A 16,559-nucleotide genomic window follows, 5' to 3' on the forward strand; every position below is an offset into this window, starting at 1 on the left:
ACTTACACGTCGCCTCAATCGACATGGCAACGCGGAGTGCTTTGTTTTTACCTGATTTATAAACGGCGCGATGAATGGGCCCGCAGCTCAGCTGGCTTTCAGCGGCAGCGGTCTGCCCAGAGCGTCTCTTCTCTTTTCGATCATTTTGCTTTCGACAAGGGTCAGCACAAAGCAGAGTACGAGCATGCCGCAGATGAACCCGATCGAGATCTGGTTGCCTTTTACGTCGCCGTATTTATCGACCCAATTGCCGCAGAGAACATAGATGAATGCATCGGAAATGCAGCCGATTCCGTTGTACAGACCAATCGCCGTGCCGTGATAGGCAACCGGAACTCCGATCTCGGAAATGGGGGTCATCCAGCAGGGAGCCTGCATGCCGTAGCCAATGGTGCAGCACACCACAAGCAGGATGCCGACCCAGAAGTAATCGCCGCCGACAGGGAAAATAAAGAAGGCTGCCATGCCGACCAGGGTGATGACGAGCAGCAGGCGGATGACCTTCATGGAGGAACCCCATTTATCGATCATAAAACCGGAAACCGGGCTCAGGATCACGCGGCCGATGTACTGACGGAAAACGCCGATGAAGGTGACGATCCCCAGAGGCACCATATATACGCTGCCCATCATGGACACGGCGCGGATTCCCGCGCAGGTAATCATCAGCATCGTGAAATAAATCAGGGAGGCGACCCAGATTTCGGGCATCAGAAGGACCTTGCTCACGCTCTTCATCTCGAATTTGGGCTTTTCCTTATTGGTGTCAAGCTGGGTCCAGTCGTTGAACCGGTCTTCCTTCAGGGAGAAGTAGCAGACCACCGCGCAGACAACGGCCAGGCCGATGAACAGGTACATCAGGGGACGCCAGCCGGCCATTCCCATTTTGGTGACAAAGTAGGAGCCGAACGCCCCGATGACGGAACCGCCCAGGGAGTAAATCGCCCAGAAGTAGCCGGTGTTCTTTCCTTCGGTCTCCGGAGTGGAAACACCCTTGACGATCTTGCCGAACAATGTATAGTAAACACCCATCATAATGCAGGACGCAAACAGCATGACCATGTAAACGTTAAAGTTTTTGAGCCCGGCCAGAATTACGAAAAACACGACGGTGAACGCCATGCAGGCAAGAAAGGATTTCCGCATGGAAACCTTATCCGCGACCATGCCGCCCACAGGCCAGCAGACAATCATGACAAGGCCGGTGATCGTGCCCAGATAACCCATCTGCGTGTTGGTGGCCCCAAAATATTTCTGCATCAGATCATAGTAGCTGTAATACATCCAGATGGTCATGCAGCAAGTCGTATAACCTAAGCCAACGAGGCACAGCATCAGCCATTTGTAGCCTTTCGATACTTTGTTAACCATTATTATTTCCCTCACTCATATTTAAAGTGTCGTTTGTCCGCGGGGGGGACTTACCGGCCTTTCCACTGGGGTTTGCGTTTCTCCAGAAATGCCTCGGGGCCTTCTTTGGCATCTTCGGTTTTTTCAATGTAATCCCAGCAGCGGTCGCAGAAGCGCTGGGCATCCTCAAGGGAAACCTGAGGGGCAATATGGAAGATTTCTTTGGTCAGTTTCAGAGAAATGGGGGCGTTGTTTGCAATGGTATGCGCCAGCTCCAGCGCCTTCTCCATGACCTGCTCTTTGGGGACCACATAGTTGACCAGGCCGACCTCCCTGGCGCGCTCGGCACTGAGCAGCGTCCCTGTCAGGCACATCTCCATGGCAATTTTGCGGGGAATGTCGCGGGAAAGGCGGGCCAGCCCGCCGGTCGTAGCCAGCAAACCGACTTTCACCTCCGAAAGGCCGAACCGCGCATGTTCCGCCGCGACGATCAGGTCGCATGCCAGAGCAATCTCCAGGCCGCCGGCCACCGCGGTGCCGTTCGCCGCGCAGATGATGGGCTTTGACGAAACGCGGGCGGTCATGCCGCCGAAGCCGTGTTCCATCACAGTCTGGCATTCACCCGCTTCGTCGAACGCCGCCAGGTCCTCTCCGGCGCAAAAGCTGCGCTCCCCGGCGCCGGTCAGGATAATCACCCGGACCTCCGGATTCTTTTCCGCGCCGTTCAGGATCTCCTCCATCGCCGCGGAAGTCGCGGGGTCAAGAGCATTCCTGCGCTCGTTACGGTTGATTGTCACGATCAAAACGCCGTCGGTGAGTTCGGTCAGTACATTTTTTTCGCTCAAAATGATCACCTCAACATTATATTTTGTAAAAATTCAAGATCCGGCCCGAAAAGATTCTTCCCCTTTCCGCAGAGGTCCCCTCCCGCAGGCTTTTTCCTGAAAATTTAACAACAAAGGAACATCGTTTCCGCAGTCCAATCCGTACACGATCAGCGGATATCGAATTTGCGGATCAGTTTATGCAGGAACTGGCGCGAGATTTTGATGCTGTGAGCTGTCTGTGAGACATTGTAATTTGTCACTTCCAGCGCGTGTTTGATGAAAAACCGGTTGAACTGTCTGTTGAATTCATTGAGCGCGTAGTTATGGGCGGATTTGTAATCGATGCCGACGCCGCTCTCGATATGGCCGAAGACATTTTCAAAATCGAGGCCGCTGATCTCCCGCGTTTCCACGGCGATCGGCGTGTTCTGCATCAGCAGGGCGGGCAGATCCTCCATCTGAACACAGGTGTCGCATTCCCCCATCACCGCGGCCGCATGCTCGATGGTGTGCTGCAGTTCCCTGACGTTTCCCGGCCACCCGTACTGGAAGAAGTGCTGCATGACCTGATCGGAGCACTTTTCAATATTGCGGGAAAAATCGCTGTTGGCCTTTTGAATGAAATGGTTGACGAGAATGGGAATATCGCTGGTGCGTTCCCTCAGCGGCGGGATCCGGATGGTCACCACCGCGATCCGGTAGAACAGGTCCGGCTTCAGTTTTCCGGCCTTCATATAGTCAAGGGGATTCACGTTCATTGCGGTGATGATGCGGGGATTGACTTTGATCTCCCTGTTGCTGCCCACCCGCCGGACGACCTTATATTCCAGCACCCGCAGCAGCTTCGCCTGCATTTCCGGGGAAAGCGCCTGAATTTCGTCAAGGAAGATGGTCCCGTCGGAGCTCTGCTCAAAGAGGCCCGCCTTTTCAACCGCCCCCGTGTAGGCGCCCTTGGTCACACCGAACAGAATGCTTTCCAGCAGAGTGTCCGGAATCGCGGCGCAGTTGACCGAAATAAAAGGCTTGCTGTTCTTCGTACTCTCGCTGTGGATGCTTTCCGCAAACATCTGTTTCCCTGTTCCGGTCTCTCCGACGAGAAGAATGGAAGAATCGCTTTTCGCCACCTTCCGGCAGAGTTCAATGGTCTCCTCCATATTGGCCGAGGCATAGATGATGTCGTCAAAGGTGAACAAGTTTCCCGTCTGGACCGAAGCGGGACAGTCGGATTTCCTCTTTTCGGTGCCGTCATACTCATCCACCAGGCTTTTCACGTTCGAAAAGGGTTTGTAGACCGTGATCGCTCCGATCAGCGTCCCGTCCACGATCAGGGGATAGGCGCTGTAGAGCCAGAGGTACCTCTTCCCTGTCGCTACGGACAGAAAACTCATCAGGTAATCGCGGATCGGGATGCCCGTGTGCAGGACCCTCATCACTTTGGAGGTGTCGTCGGTCAGCCCATAAATATCCTTTACATTTTTCCCGATCATGTCCTTTGGCTCTATGTCGGCAAAATTGCTGTTTTCCGAGCAGTAGACATAGACGCCTTCCGTGTCGACAATCTCCACAACGTTCCCGATCGCCGCCAGCGCGTCCAGGACAAGCCGGGTTTCTTCTGACAATTGTATCTTCAATCCCCCCGTTTCTTCTGAATTGCTTCTTTCCAACTAATACAGCTTCATCGCCATTCTGAGACAGGGATTGTGGGTTCGCTCGGTATTCAGCGTTGTGGCGGGGCCGTGCCCCGGAAAGACCCGGAAATCTCCGCTCAGCGCCGCCAGACGGGCAAGGGATTTCATCATGGCCCGATTGTCCCCGCCCTCAAAGTCCGTTCTTCCTATGCCGCCCTGAAACAGCGTATCTCCCGTAAACAACGCGTTCCCGGAGATCAGAGTGACAGAGCCCGGGGTATGCCCCGGTGTGCAGATCACTCGCAAGGAAAGGCCGCCGGCGGAAATGCTGTCCCCTTCTTCGCAGCGGCGAAGATTCCGGAAAGCGGAAACAGTTGGGTAAATCTGTCCCTCGTACTCCTCCGTGGTCTTCTTTGGACAGTCCAGCGGATGACAGTAAACCGGCAGGCGCGGCCAGCGTTCCTGCAGATAGGGAACCGCCAGGATGTGATCAAAATGGCCGTGGGTCAGCAGGACCGCTTCGGGCACCGTTCCCAGCTTCTTCAGCGCCCTGCAGATTTCAGGCCCGTCGTCCGCCGGATCGATCACGGCGCAGCTGCCGGTACCCGGACCCTGAAGCACATAACAGTTCGTTTCATAATCTCCCAATATCAACTGTTTAATCTGCACCTTTGTCTCCGTTTCATGAGTGGTGTCTGGACCAAACTCTCCGCTCCCGGTCGAAGCCGGAAGTCAGATCAGATGGCTTCCAATCACTTCGGCATCGTACATCGCTTTGATTTCCTTGTCGGAATAGCCCAGTTCTTTCATAATATCGTCGGTGTCCTGTCCAAGCAGCGGCGAGCCGCGTTTGATTTCGCAGGATGCGTTATTGAAACGGATGGGATTCTTATAAAACCGTGTCGCGCCGATTTTGTCCTGCTGCACGATCTCCGTCACTTCCGTCGTATTGCAATGTTTGGACGTATACGCCTCGATAAACGGCAGAACCCCGGACGCCGGCACCCCCGCGTTCAGGAGCTTCTCCTCGATCTGAGAGCGGAACAAAGTTTTTGTGACGGCCTCGAGTTCCTTCACGAGGGCATCCCGGTTCCGAACGCGGGACGCGTTGTCGGCAAAAAGCGGGTTTTCCTTCAGCCGCGGAACATCCAGCGCAGCGCACAGGCTCCGCCACCGCTCCTCACTGTCGGCAATGATGACGGCGAAACCGTCGCGGGCCTCAAAGATGCCATAGGGGGCGGTGAAGCGGTCATGGTTGCCGAACCTCGGCTGAGCGGTCCCGTTCCTGGCGTAATCCATCAGGGTCTCCTCGCAGGAACGCATGGCCACGTCCGCCATGGCTACGTCCACCCTGCAGCCCTTGCCCGTTCTGCGCGCCTCGATCAGCGCCATCAGCGCCGCGTTCATCGTATAGATCCCCGTCAGCGTATCGCAGATGCTGTTGCCCGCTTTCATGGGAGCGCCCTCCGGTTCCCCGTTGCTGCCCGCGAAGCCTCCTCTCGCCGCCGCGATGGCATCGTAGCAGGGGTACTTCGCCATTGGGCCGGAAGCGCCGAAGCCGCTCAGGGAAATAAATGCGATGCGGGGATTAATCTCCTTCAGCTTCTCATAGCCCAATCCCAGCCGGTCGATGGAACCGCTCTTGAAATTTTCCAAAACGATATCACAGTGCTTTACCATCTCATAGATGATGGCCTTGCCCTCGGGCTTCGCCAGGTTCATCTCGATGCTCTGCTTGTTCTTGTTGTACGATACGAACAGGGTGCTCAGGTCATTGACGAAGGGTCCCCAGGTGCGCGCCTGATCGCCGTCGCCGTATTTTTCCACCTTCCAGACCTCCGCGCCCAGATCAGCAAACTGCCATGCAACAAAGGAGCCGGAAACCGCGATGGTAAAATCCAGTACCTTCAGGCCTTTTAAAACGCCCTCGGTTTCAAATGCAGCCATGATGATTCTCCTTTTCAATGATTTTAAATGATTTGATCCTTTTTCAGATCCGCGATTTCGCTGTCCGGTATCGACAGGAGTTCTTTCAGCACGGATTCGGTATGTTCCCCAAGGGCGGGAGCCGGAGCAATCTCGTTGTCGTTTTCGTTGTCACGCAGGAATTTGGCCGGCTTGCCGATCTGAAGGGTCTTCCCCATTCTCGGGTCGGAGACCGGCAGGATCATCTCCCGCGCCTTCACCTGGTCATCGTGCGCCAGTTCATTGACTGTGTAGCAGGGAGCGCCGGGAACCATCGCTTCCTTGCAGATGCGGTCCGCCTCCTCGATGGTGATGGACGCGAAGTAATCCTTCAGCTGCAGGTCAAGGTCGCCGAAGTAATGTTCCATGGACCTCACGGGGTCTCGGCTGTATCTCGGGTCCTCGATCCAGTCGTTCCGGCCGGCCGATTTGCTGAACGACCACCACTGCTGGTCGCTGCCGATGCTCAGGGCGAACCAGCCGTTCCTGCACTTGAAGGTGTCGGTGGGGTTGGCGGTGGGAAATCCGTTCCCGATCCGTTTTGGCAGCTCGTTCATTCCGACCAGGCACTGGGCGTACGTATCGTCGATGGACATCACAGCCTGCCAGGACGACACGGAGACCTTTTGGCCCTCGCCGGTCTCCATGGCTTTCAGCCAGGCGGCCATCATGCCTGCGGTCAGGTGCCAGCCGCCGTAATAATAGCTCAGGGGAAATCCGATGCGGGTCGGTTTTTCCGGGAAGCCCGTCTGCGCAAGGAGGCCGCTCCGCGCCATGACCACCAGATCGTAGTCCGGGTAATCTTTCCAGGGGCCTTCCTCGCCAAACGGGGTCAAAATCCCGTAAACCAGCTTCGGGTTAAGCTGTTTCACCGTCTCGTATCCCAGTCCCCAGCCCTTCAGCGCCTCTTCCGAAATATTGGCGGCCATCATATCAAAATGCGGGACCATTCTGCGGATAATCTCCTGACCCTGCGGCTTCGTGACGTCGACTGTCACGCTTTTTTTACCCCGGTTGTAATAGGCCTGGTAAATCCCCTCGGGGTGGTCGCCGTCCGATCCCCTTTTACGGATCGAATCGCCGGAACCCGGTTTTTCTATTTTGACGACCTCTGCTCCATAATCCGCGAACATGCTTCCTATATAAGGGTTCCCATCGGTCAGATCCAGTATCCTCAATCCTGTCAGCGGCTTCATGAACTCCTTCTCCTTTCAGTGTGTCAAAACGATGTGGCGGCCTTCCGCATCGGAAAGCCCGGATAAAATTTGCTCAAATATGTCTGTTGTTTTATTGGAGCAAACTGCGTGCCAACTAAGAAAAAAGAACTTACCATAAAATGAATCGTCTCAATTCCGCAAAGCGGCGAATTCAGAGCATCATGAAATCGACCCCCGTCCCGTTTTGTTTTTAACGATTTCGTCCTCACTTTTACACCGCCCGGAAAATGGACGATATTTTTTATTCCGCAGTGCTTCCGGGCCGCTGTAGGCGGAAACCGGACGTCCCAAAATCGTCAAATACTAGTTTACACTGTAATCGTTTCATTTACACTCATTTGTAAACAAATACTTTACAGATTCTTTTTTCTGTAAAATCCATCCTTCCTCCGGCCGGCGGATGGAAAGATGTTCCACTGGAAGGATCCGCAGCGTTCGTTTTCTGCGGGATCAGGCGTTTCAGCGCTTTCCCGGAGCGGTTCCGGCCCTGATTTCCCGGCGCAAGGGTGTGATTTATCCCGCGGGCTCAAATTTGGCACGTAAATTGCGAGATAATAGATATGACTCCGCTTTGAGTCAATTAATATATCATTAATGGGAAGGTGCACAATGAAAATTATCACATGCTGCAAAATAGTCCCGGATGAGCAGGAGATCCAGGTCCTGCCCGGCAAAGAGCTTGATTTGACCAAAGCGTCTTGGAAAATCAGCCAGTACGACCTGAACGCCATCGAGGCCGCCAAGAAGCTCTCCGCTGAGATTCCGAGCACTCTCACCGCTCTGAGCATCGGCAATTCAAATGCGCTGGAAGGCTCCAAAATCCGTAAGGACATCCTTTCCCGCGGTCCCGACGAGCTGTCACTGGTCATCGACGACACCCACCATTTCTCCGATTCTTTGGAAACCGCAGGGGCCATTGCCACCGCGCTGAAGAATTCCGATGGTTTTGATCTCGTGCTGTGCGGCACCGGGTCCGGTGATCTGTATTCTCAGGAAGTCGGGGTCCAGATCGGCGCCCTGCTGGGGATCCCCACAGTCAACAACGTCACCAATATCAAGGTCAAGGGGAACGCTTTGGAGGTCGAACGCACCCTTGAAGATGAGATTGAGATTTTAGAGGTTTCCATTCCTGCGGTTCTCTCCGTCTCCTCGGACATCAACGTTCCTTCCGTCCCCGCCATGAAGGAAATCATGCGCGCCGGTAAAAAGCCGGTCCACATTCTGGACATTGCGCTGACCGACGCCGCTTCTTCCGTCGAGCAGCTGAGCCAGCTTGTCCCGGAACAGCAGGAACGCCGGATGGAAATCATCGAGGGCGATAACGAAGAAGCCGTGGAATCCCTGTACCAGTTCCTCAGGAAGGAAATCCTGTAAGAACGGTAAAATAAAGGAGGTACTGAATATGGCAGTTCAATCAATTTTTGTAATAACGGATAAAGCCGATGCTTTGGCCGAGCTCTGCTACGGCGCAAGGAAACTGGCCGATCAGGTGACGGCCGTTGTGTTCGGGGACCGCCCGGCGGCTGAAAAGGCCGCCGCCTGCGGTGCCCAGACCATTTTTTACGGCCCGGTCGAATCCTGCCGGCCGGAGGATTACTGCAAGGCGATCGCCGAAGAAGTCCGGAAAGTTCCGTCCGCGCTGGTGCTACTGAACAACTCCATCCGCTGCCGCTGCATTGCGGGCACTCTCGGCGCTTATCTGAATACTGCGGTCATGACCTGCGTCAATGAAATTTCTCCGGAAGGCGGCCGCATCGTCTGTAAACGGACCGTGTACGGCGGCTCCGCCGTGCGCAGCCAGGTCTTTACGGGAGCCTACGGCGTGGTCACGGCAGGCAACGGCATTTTCGGCGACATCGATACCGTCTTTCCTGCCGCGGACAGCATTGCGGAGATTCCGGGGAAACCCGAATGCGCCGTCAGACTGGTTGCCCGCAACGAGAAGAAAGGCGGCGGCGCAAACCTGGCCGCCGCAAAACGCATCGTGGATGTGGGGCGCGGTCTGGCCGCTCAGGAGGACCTGGACATGTGCCGTCAGTTGGCGTCTCTGCTGGGCGCCGAGCTGGGCTGTTCCCGTCCCGTGGCGGAAAATAACAAATGGATGCCTATCGCCAATTACATCGGACTTACCGGGGTAACGGTAAAACCGGACCTTCTCTTTTCCATGGGTGTTTCCGGACAGGTACAGCACATCGCGGGCATTAACAAGTCCAAGGTCATTGTGGCCGTGAACAAAGACAAAAGCGCCCCCATCTTCAAGAACGCGGACTTCGGCCTGGTGGGTGACATCTACAAGGTGATTCCGGAGCTGATTAAAAAGCTGTCCTGATTTTTCTCCGGCTGTTTCGTGCGGCAAAGCCCGTGGGCTTTGCCGCCCCATGGCATCCGGACATTTTTCAGCTGCGTTGAAGAAGCTGTGCCGCGGCAGCGCAGCCTCCCTTTCTCCGACTACAAATAGAATTGAGATAATGCATATGACTAACATCGTTGGCAACCGTACTCTGCGCAGCCAATGGGATGAAACCGTCCGGTTTTACAAAGACAGGACGTTCCTGGAATTCGTATCCGTAGAAGATGAAGTCACCTCCTACTCCTATTCCGATTTTGACAGGATGGTGAAACAGACCGCGAACCTGTTCCTCGAACTGGGGATCAAACAGAACGAACTGGTCGCCACCCATCTGCACAACACGCCCCAGTATCTGATCTGCTGGCTGGCCCTGGCACAGATCGGCGCCGTTACCGTCCCGATGAATGAACACTATAAACTGGATGAGAGCGCCTACGTGTTACAAAAGTGTGGGATTCACCGCCTGATCGCCGAGCCGAGATCCATCGATCTATTCGCCGAAGAACAAAGCGCGCTGGGGCTCGATACCATTATCCTTACTGCGGGCGGCGGCGAACGGCCCGGTCTGGTCTGTCTGGAAAAGGAAATGCCCAGGCAGCCCGCCGCGCTGAAGGAAAACCGGACCGTTTCCCCCGACGACACGGCCGTGATTCTTTTTACATCCGGGACTACGCGCCACCCAAAGGGTGCCGTCTATACGCACAGCAACGTGGTTTACGGCGGCCTGTTGCATGTGGCTCAGATGGGAATGAGCGAGGGGGACCGGTTTCTCTCTTCCATGCCCTGCTATCATATGGACTTTCAGGAGATGGCCGCCATGCCGGTGATCTGCACGGGCAGCACGCTGATTATGGTGGAACACTACAGTGCGCGGCGTTTCTGGAGCCAGGTCTGCCGATATAAGGCCAATTTTACGGATACCATGTCGATCATGAACCGTACCATGATGATGCAGCCGGTGCAGCCCTGGGAGAAAGACCACTGTCTCAAGCAAATTTACTTTTCGATGGGACTGTGCGACATAGAAAAAGAGCGTTTTGAGTCCCGCTTCCATGTCCGTCTTCTCAACTCTTACGGAATGACGGAGACGGTCTCCGGCGTCACCTGCGTGCCGCTGACCGGAGACCAGCACTGGCCTTCCGTCGGGCGCCCGGCTCTCTCCTACGAAATCAAAATCATCGACTGCGACGGCAATGAGGTGCCTCCAAACACTCCGGGGGAAATCTGCGTTCACGGGGTTCCCGGAAAAACCATCATTCCGGGATACTATCAGGACCCGAAGGCCTCGGCGAAACTGATCGACCGGGACAACTGGCTCCACTCCGGAGACATGGGCTATCTGGACGAAGGCGGCTGGCTGTTCTTCATGGACCGCATGAGCGATATGATTAAGCGGTCGGGAGAAAACATCAGCAGCGAAGAAGTGGAATATGTGCTTACTTCCCACGAAAAGATTGCGGACGCCGCGGTGATCGGCGTGCCGGACCCTATTCGGGATCAGGCCGTGAAGGCTTACGTTCAGTTGGCGGAAAACCAATCGATGACGGAGTCTGAAGTCGTGGAATATTGTTCGCAGCATCTGTCAAAATTCAAGGTTCCCACCGTTGTCGAATTTGTCGGCGAATTTCCGCGGACCGCCACAGGTAAAATCAAAAAGCAGCTATTACGTCAAAAATCTCTCTCTTCGCCGCACTGCCCGCCAAAATCCACGTAACAGAACAGCAGCCCCGATTTTTTGTCCGGAACCAGCTTTTATCAGATATTGACAAAAAGCCTACGCTATAACGTTAGCACGGAACAGCGCCCGGCATTGCTCCGAACGAGCATGCCGGGCGCTGTTCCGCGTCATAAGCCAAATTCTCTCAGGCCGCCTACCTGCTCAAATCCGGCGCAATCGCCTCTGTCCTTCATTACCACGGTTCCATTTTTCATTAGAAGCACCGCCGAGCCGCAGCAGGGAAATTCCCGGATGACGCGCGTCATATCCCCCAGAAGCGGCGCCTTCAGCTCCTGCCCGCCGCCTGCGCGGACCCGGATCTCCAATCGGCAGCCGCCCTGCCGGGCAACCAGCCCGATATCGTTTCCGGACCGAAACACCCGCTCCAGACGGCCTCCGTAATAGGTCGCAAGGCGGTACTCCCGGCCGCTGATCCGGCAGACGCAAAGCAGTCCGGAAAACGAAAAGAGCCCAACCGGGACCCGCGCCGCGGCGAGCATGACGCTGTCTCCCGGTTGGGAAAAGCGATTCGACTGGTACCAGACCCACGCTTTCGGAAAAGATTTCCCCGCGTCCCGCTCGATATAGCCCGCTCCCCCCGCAAAATCCACTGTTTTTCCATTGATGTTCAGCTCGCCGTCAATCTTATGGTTCATGCTGACGACGTCGTGGCTGCATTCGAGAAACCGGAGATAGGAAAAGGGCCCCATAACCGTGGGGCAGTAAACGCTCCGGCGAATCGGCTGAAACGCGGAGTACCGCAGCCTGCCGGAGACCCGAATCCCGCCCTGCGAAACGGAGAGGTCCGCCCCGGCGGCGCTGAATACGCTGTCTCCAACGCTGACGAAAAGCTTTTTCGGGTCGGTGTGAAAAGATTCGGCCGGATATCGGAAAAAGCGGGATCCCTCCCGGGAAATCATCTGGAGGAACGCCGTGCATTTCCCATCGGACCCCGTCGCCAGCCCCGGGATGAAGGAATACACCCGCCCTTCCGCGCTGTGTTTGAAGTACCAGCCCTCAAAGCAGCGCGGACCGGCCGCGCCCGTCAGTCCGGCCCCCTCTTTTCCAGCGGAAGGAACGCGGGATTTCCCAGAACGTTCCCATCCGCGTCGAACCGGGACCCGTGACAGGGACAGTCCCACGTATGCTCTTCCGGATTCCACCGCAGAGGGCAGCGCATGTGCGTGCAGAATGGCTTGACCCCGTGCAGGTTCCCATCCTCGTCGCGGTAGGCTCCGATTTTCGCGCCGTCAAATTCCACGATCCCCCCTTCTCCGTCCTTCAGCTCCGCCACGCCGCCTTTGGGGATTTCCGTATATCCCCGCAAAAAATTCTCCGCCGTGTCCGCAGCCTCCCGAAAGAACTTCCCGGCCTGCATCCCAAGATCCACGCGTTTAGGCGAAAAGACATCGGCCACTTCGCTTTTGCCGGAAACAATCAGGTCAGACAGAAGGTTAGCCGCCGCCATGCTGCCCGTCATTCCCCATTTCCGGAAACCCGTCGCAAGATAGACGCGGTCGCCAAACTGCCGGTAGCGTCCGATCAGGGGAATCCCGTCGTTCGTTTCGCAGTCCTGCGCCGACCAGCGGCAGGCGACGGATGAGGCCGGGTAGAGCTTTTTCGCCTCCTCCTCCAGTTTCTCAAAGTGGGACACGTCGGTCTCATGCCCCGTCTTGTGCGCGCCCCATCCAAGCAGAAGAAGATCTTCTCCGTCCACGCGGGCGCTGCGGAACGAGAGCCCCGCATCCTCACAGTCAAGGTACATGCCGGCAAGCTCCGGGGCTCCCCGCAGGGCGGCAAGGTAGGAACGGTTCTGTACGATCCGTGCGAAATAGAACCCCTTCAGGTTGGTAAACGGGTAATGGGAACAAAGGAGAACGCTTTTGCCGTAAACATGGCCCGTTCCGGTCAGGATCCTGTTGTCGTCCAGGGCAACGGCCGGCGTGTTTTCATAGATCTTTACGCCGCGGTCCCGAAGGATCTCCGCGAGGCGGCAGGCGAATTTCATCGGGTGGAACTTTGCCTGCCCCGAAAACCGGACCGCCCCCAGTGTCGGAAACGGCAGTTCTTCGCACCGCTCCGTGAACGACGCTTCGATGGACAGCCGTCGGGCCGCCTCCGCCTCCTCCTTCACACGCTGCGCTCCCTCCGGCGTACAGGCATAAAGATAAGCGTCGCAGGGGACAAAATCGCAGTCGATGCTCTCCGTCCGCACGATCTGCACAAAGCGTGAGACCGCTTCTTCATTCGCCTTCGCATACTGCCAGGCGGCCTTGGTGCCCATCCCCTTTTCCAGCGCGGCGTAAATCAGGCCGTGCTGAGAAGTGATTTTCCCCGTCGTTCCTGCGGTCGTTCCGTTCAGGATTTTGCCCGCTTCAAGAATTACGATATCCCGCACCCCCTTGCGCAGCAGCTCGTAAGCGCACAAAAGGCCGCAGAGTCCTCCCCCTACAATCACCGCGTCAGCATTGCAGTCCCCGTTCAGCCTGGGGAACTCGGGTGGTTTTACCGTCTGCCAACAGGATTGAAACCGGTGCTCCTCCATCCTTTCGATCACATCCTTTTGCCATATTTTTACCGGCTTTGGGGAAATCATTCGCCCCTGGACCAATTCGTCCGACCCGATCCGCTAATCGGCGGTATCATGCCCAGTTTTCGTCAAGTCCCTCTTCCGCAATTATGCAAAACCATGAATTTTGAGCAAGAGATTGACTATTAGTCATTTTTGATTTATACTAGCAGCGCAAAGAATAAATGACCATTAGTCATTTTTTAAAAGGTGGTCTCTTATGGGAGGAAAACTGCTGGAAAATAAGAAAATCAAGATGGCAAAGCTCTACGACGCGGCCTACGACCTGTTCACCTCAAAGGGTGTCCACGCCACCGTGGTGGATGAAATCGTGCGCCGGGCCGGCGTGGCAAAGGGGACCTTCTACCTTTATTGCACGGATAAATACGACCTTGTGAACAAAGTGATCCTGAAAAGGACCTCCGGGATGCTCGAAAGGACCATGAAGGCGCTGGCGCATGAAAAAGAAAAGCGGTCCCTCAGTTTCCAGGAGAGCGTCGTCTTTTTCGTCGATTCCCTGGTCCAGGCGTTCCGGAACGACACCCCCTTCCTGGAGCTGGTTTTCAAAAACCTGTCCCCTTCCCTGTTCGAGCGCCTCTTCGGCTGTACGGAACTTGAGGATGTGCGCAGGGAGTTCGTTGAGAACTTCACGCTCGGCGGCGGCACCAGCGAAGCCGCGGGACAGCGCCTTTACCTGATCGTCTGCATGGTCGGCGCCGTCTGCTACAGTTCCCTCATCATGAATATGCCCTATGGATTTGACGAGGTCCGGCCGGAACTTTACCGGTCGATCGAGAAAATCCTCGCCTGAACATCCCGGCCCTGCCGCCGGATAGACTTGTATTCACAAGAAACGGAGAGATGCCGATTGCTTTCCCGATTTGCCAAAATTCTGACCCGCCACCCGACGGTGGTTGCTCTACTTGCCGTCCTGCTGTTGATTCCGTGCGCCTTCGGCTATTTTAAAACGGGGGTCAACTACGATATCCTGTCTTATCTCCCCAAAAACCTGGATTCCGTCAAGGGGGAAGACGTTCTGGAAGACACGTTCCACGACGCCGCGACCTCCATGCTGGTGATCGAGGGCATGCCGGAGAAGGACATCGCCGATTTAAAAGACAAAATCAAAAACGTCCCCGGCGTGAACGACTGCGTGTGGATCGACGACATCGCGGATCTGAGCGTCCCGAGAGACATGCTTCCCGATAAGGTAAAAGACCTGTTTTACAGCGACCGCTCCACCATGATGCTCATTACCTACAACGGCTCCACATCCTCCGAAGAAACGTTCGACGCCATCGCGAACATCAAGAAGCTGCTGAACAAACAGTGCTACCTCAGCGGCTTTTCCGCCATGCAGCGAGACATGAAAAACCTTCTGCTGGGAGAAATGCCGTTTTATATTCTGCTTGCGGGCGGGCTCTGCCTGGTCGTGATGTTGTTCTGCATGGAGTCCTGGGTTCTGCCGTTCGTTTTTCTGGGCGGCATCGGGATCGCCATTATTTACAATATGGGCACCAATGTTTTCCTCGGGGAAATTTCCTACATCACCCAGGCGATCGCGGCCGTCCTGCAGCTCGCCGTCACCATGGACTACTCCATCTTCCTGATCAACCGCTACGACGAGGAAACCCCGAAATTTGAGGACCGCCGCGACGCGATGGCCAGCGCGATCCAAAGCACGTTTCTGTCCCTCGCGGGCAGCTCGCTGACCACGGTAGCCGGATTTCTCGCGCTCTGCTTCATGGAGCTTACCATCGGCAAGGACATCGGCATCGTCATGATGAAGGGCGTCATCCTCGGCGTACTCAGCACCGTGACCGTTCTGCCGTCCCTGATCCTGCTGTTCGACAAGCCGATCCACAAATACAGGCACCGTCCTCTGATTCCAAAATTCGACCGGGGCGCGGACTTCCTGATCCGGCACCGCAGGGTCATGATCCTGCTGCTTCTGCTGCTGATCGGCCCTTCGTTCTACATGCAGTCCCACGCCGCGGTTTACTACAACCTGGACAAAACCCTGCCCGCGACGCTGGATTCCAGGGTCGCGACCGACAAGCTGAAAAAAGAATTCGACATGGCGACGACGCACTTCGTCATTCTCGACAACAATCTCCCGTCCTATAAAATGAAGGATATGATCGGGCAGATCAAAGATCTGGACGGCGTGAAAAACGTGCTGGGCTACGACGACCTGATCGGCCCGGCGGTGCCGGACGACTTCATCCCCCAGAAGGTCAAGGAACTCTGTAAAAAGGACGGGAAGCAGATCATCATGATCAATTCCCGCTATGCGGCTGCGGACAACAGCGAAAACGCCCAGATCGACCGGATCACAAAGATCACCAAGCAATTCGACCCCTCCTCCCAGGTGACGGGCGAGGGGGCTCTGACCAAGGACCTGGTTGAAATCGCGGACCACGACTTCACCGTGACGGGCTACATATCCGCCGTGCTGATGCTGGTGATCATCGCTTTGGTGTTCAAATCCGCCGCCGTTCCGTTCATTCTGGTATCGGTCATTGAGCTGGCCATATACATTAACCTCGGGGTGCCGTTCCTGACAGGCGAAACGATTCCGTTTATTTCCCCCATCGTCATCAACTGCGTGCAGATGGGCGCGACCGTCGACTACTCCATCCTGATGACCACGCGCTTCCAGGAGGAGCTGAAAGCGGGGAAGAGCCGCATGGAGGCGGTCCGGGCCGCCAGCGTCACTTCGTTCCCGTCCATCATCACCAGCTCGCTGGTGTTTTTCTGCGCGACCACGGGCGTTTCGTGGATCTCCCAGATGGGGATCATTTCAAGCATCTGCGCGATGCTCGCGCGCGGCGCCATCGTCAGCGCGGTGATCATCATCACCCTGCTGCCCGCCGTCCTTTACGTAACCGAGCCGTTCCTCCGGAAGCTGAGCTACCATTTTGACACCAACTGAA

13 protein-coding genes are annotated in these 16,559 nt (G+C 55.9%); 5 read left to right on the forward strand and 8 right to left on the reverse strand.

From position 1 onward, the window contains the following. Positions 1 to 87: 87 nt before the first annotated feature. The 6 genes from EQM14_RS13830 to EQM14_RS13855 all read right to left on the reverse strand — a co-directional run bounded on the left by EQM14_RS13830 (position 88) and on the right by EQM14_RS13855 (position 6,966). On the reverse strand, positions 88 to 1,371 hold the full coding sequence (locus EQM14_RS13830) for an MFS transporter (protein WP_128743767.1): 1,284 nt from the start codon (positions 1,369 to 1,371) through the stop codon (positions 88 to 90). 50 nt (positions 1,372 to 1,421) lie between these two features. Next, positions 1,422 to 2,195, reverse strand: a complete 774-nt coding sequence (locus tag EQM14_RS13835; RefSeq protein ID WP_128743768.1) for an enoyl-CoA hydratase-related protein — start codon at positions 2,193 to 2,195, stop codon at positions 1,422 to 1,424. 149 nt (positions 2,196 to 2,344) lie between these two features. Continuing rightward, positions 2,345 to 3,796 (reverse strand): sigma-54 interaction domain-containing protein, encoded by a 1,452-nt coding sequence (locus EQM14_RS13840; RefSeq protein WP_128743769.1) that lies wholly within the window; start codon positions 3,794 to 3,796, stop codon positions 2,345 to 2,347. Positions 3,797 to 3,841: 45 nt separating this feature from the next. Continuing rightward, on the reverse strand, positions 3,842 to 4,474 hold the full coding sequence (locus tag EQM14_RS13845; protein WP_128743770.1) for an MBL fold metallo-hydrolase: 633 nt from the start codon (positions 4,472 to 4,474) through the stop codon (positions 3,842 to 3,844). 63 nt (positions 4,475 to 4,537) lie between these two features. Then, positions 4,538 to 5,752 (reverse strand): CaiB/BaiF CoA transferase family protein, encoded by a 1,215-nt coding sequence (locus tag EQM14_RS13850; RefSeq protein ID WP_128743771.1) that lies wholly within the window; start codon positions 5,750 to 5,752, stop codon positions 4,538 to 4,540. A 23-nt stretch (positions 5,753 to 5,775) separates the two neighbouring features. Beyond that, positions 5,776 to 6,966 carry a CaiB/BaiF CoA transferase family protein gene (locus EQM14_RS13855; protein WP_128743772.1) on the reverse strand — a complete coding sequence of 397 codons (1,191 nt, stop codon included), beginning with the start codon at positions 6,964 to 6,966 and terminating at the stop codon, positions 5,776 to 5,778. Between the two features lie 630 nt (positions 6,967 to 7,596). Between EQM14_RS13855 and fixA the strand changes: the two genes are divergently transcribed. The 3 genes from fixA (at position 7,597) to EQM14_RS13870 (ending at position 11,051) form a co-directional block, all read left to right on the forward strand. Continuing rightward, a complete protein-coding gene (gene fixA, locus EQM14_RS13860; RefSeq protein ID WP_128743773.1) occupies positions 7,597 to 8,361 on the forward strand; it encodes a putative electron transfer flavoprotein FixA in 765 nt (254 codons plus the stop codon). A gap of 28 nt (positions 8,362 to 8,389) precedes the next feature. Continuing rightward, entirely contained in the window at positions 8,390 to 9,316 is a 927-nt protein-coding gene (locus EQM14_RS13865; protein WP_128743774.1) for an electron transfer flavoprotein subunit alpha/FixB family protein, read from the forward strand. Between the two features lie 145 nt (positions 9,317 to 9,461). After that, complete coding sequence (locus EQM14_RS13870; RefSeq protein WP_128743775.1) at positions 9,462 to 11,051, forward strand: AMP-binding protein; 1,590 nt, start codon at positions 9,462 to 9,464, stop codon at positions 11,049 to 11,051. A 131-nt stretch (positions 11,052 to 11,182) separates the two neighbouring features. Here EQM14_RS13870 and EQM14_RS13875 read toward each other — a convergent pair whose 3' ends face one another. Both EQM14_RS13875 and EQM14_RS13880 read right to left on the reverse strand, forming a co-directional pair. Further along, positions 11,183 to 12,196 carry a tocopherol cyclase family protein gene (locus tag EQM14_RS13875; protein ID WP_128743776.1) on the reverse strand — a complete coding sequence of 338 codons (1,014 nt, stop codon included), beginning with the start codon at positions 12,194 to 12,196 and terminating at the stop codon, positions 11,183 to 11,185. Next, positions 12,100 to 13,650 (reverse strand): FAD-dependent oxidoreductase, encoded by a 1,551-nt coding sequence (locus tag EQM14_RS13880; protein WP_128743777.1) that lies wholly within the window; start codon positions 13,648 to 13,650, stop codon positions 12,100 to 12,102. Before EQM14_RS13880 ends, EQM14_RS13875 begins: the two co-directional genes overlap by 97 nt. 193 nt (positions 13,651 to 13,843) lie before the next feature. Between EQM14_RS13880 and EQM14_RS13885 the strand changes: the two genes are divergently transcribed. Together EQM14_RS13885 and EQM14_RS13890 are read left to right on the forward strand one after the other, a co-directional pair. Further along, positions 13,844 to 14,434 carry a TetR/AcrR family transcriptional regulator gene (locus tag EQM14_RS13885; RefSeq protein WP_128743778.1) on the forward strand — a complete coding sequence of 197 codons (591 nt, stop codon included), beginning with the start codon at positions 13,844 to 13,846 and terminating at the stop codon, positions 14,432 to 14,434. Between the two features lie 57 nt (positions 14,435 to 14,491). Then, positions 14,492 to 16,558, forward strand: a complete 2,067-nt coding sequence (locus EQM14_RS13890; RefSeq protein ID WP_128743779.1) for an efflux RND transporter permease subunit — start codon at positions 14,492 to 14,494, stop codon at positions 16,556 to 16,558. Position 16,559 lies beyond the last annotated feature (1 nt).

This window comes from Caproiciproducens sp. NJN-50 (assembly GCF_004103755.1).
Taxonomy (GTDB): Bacteria; Bacillota; Clostridia; order Oscillospirales; family Acutalibacteraceae; genus Caproicibacter.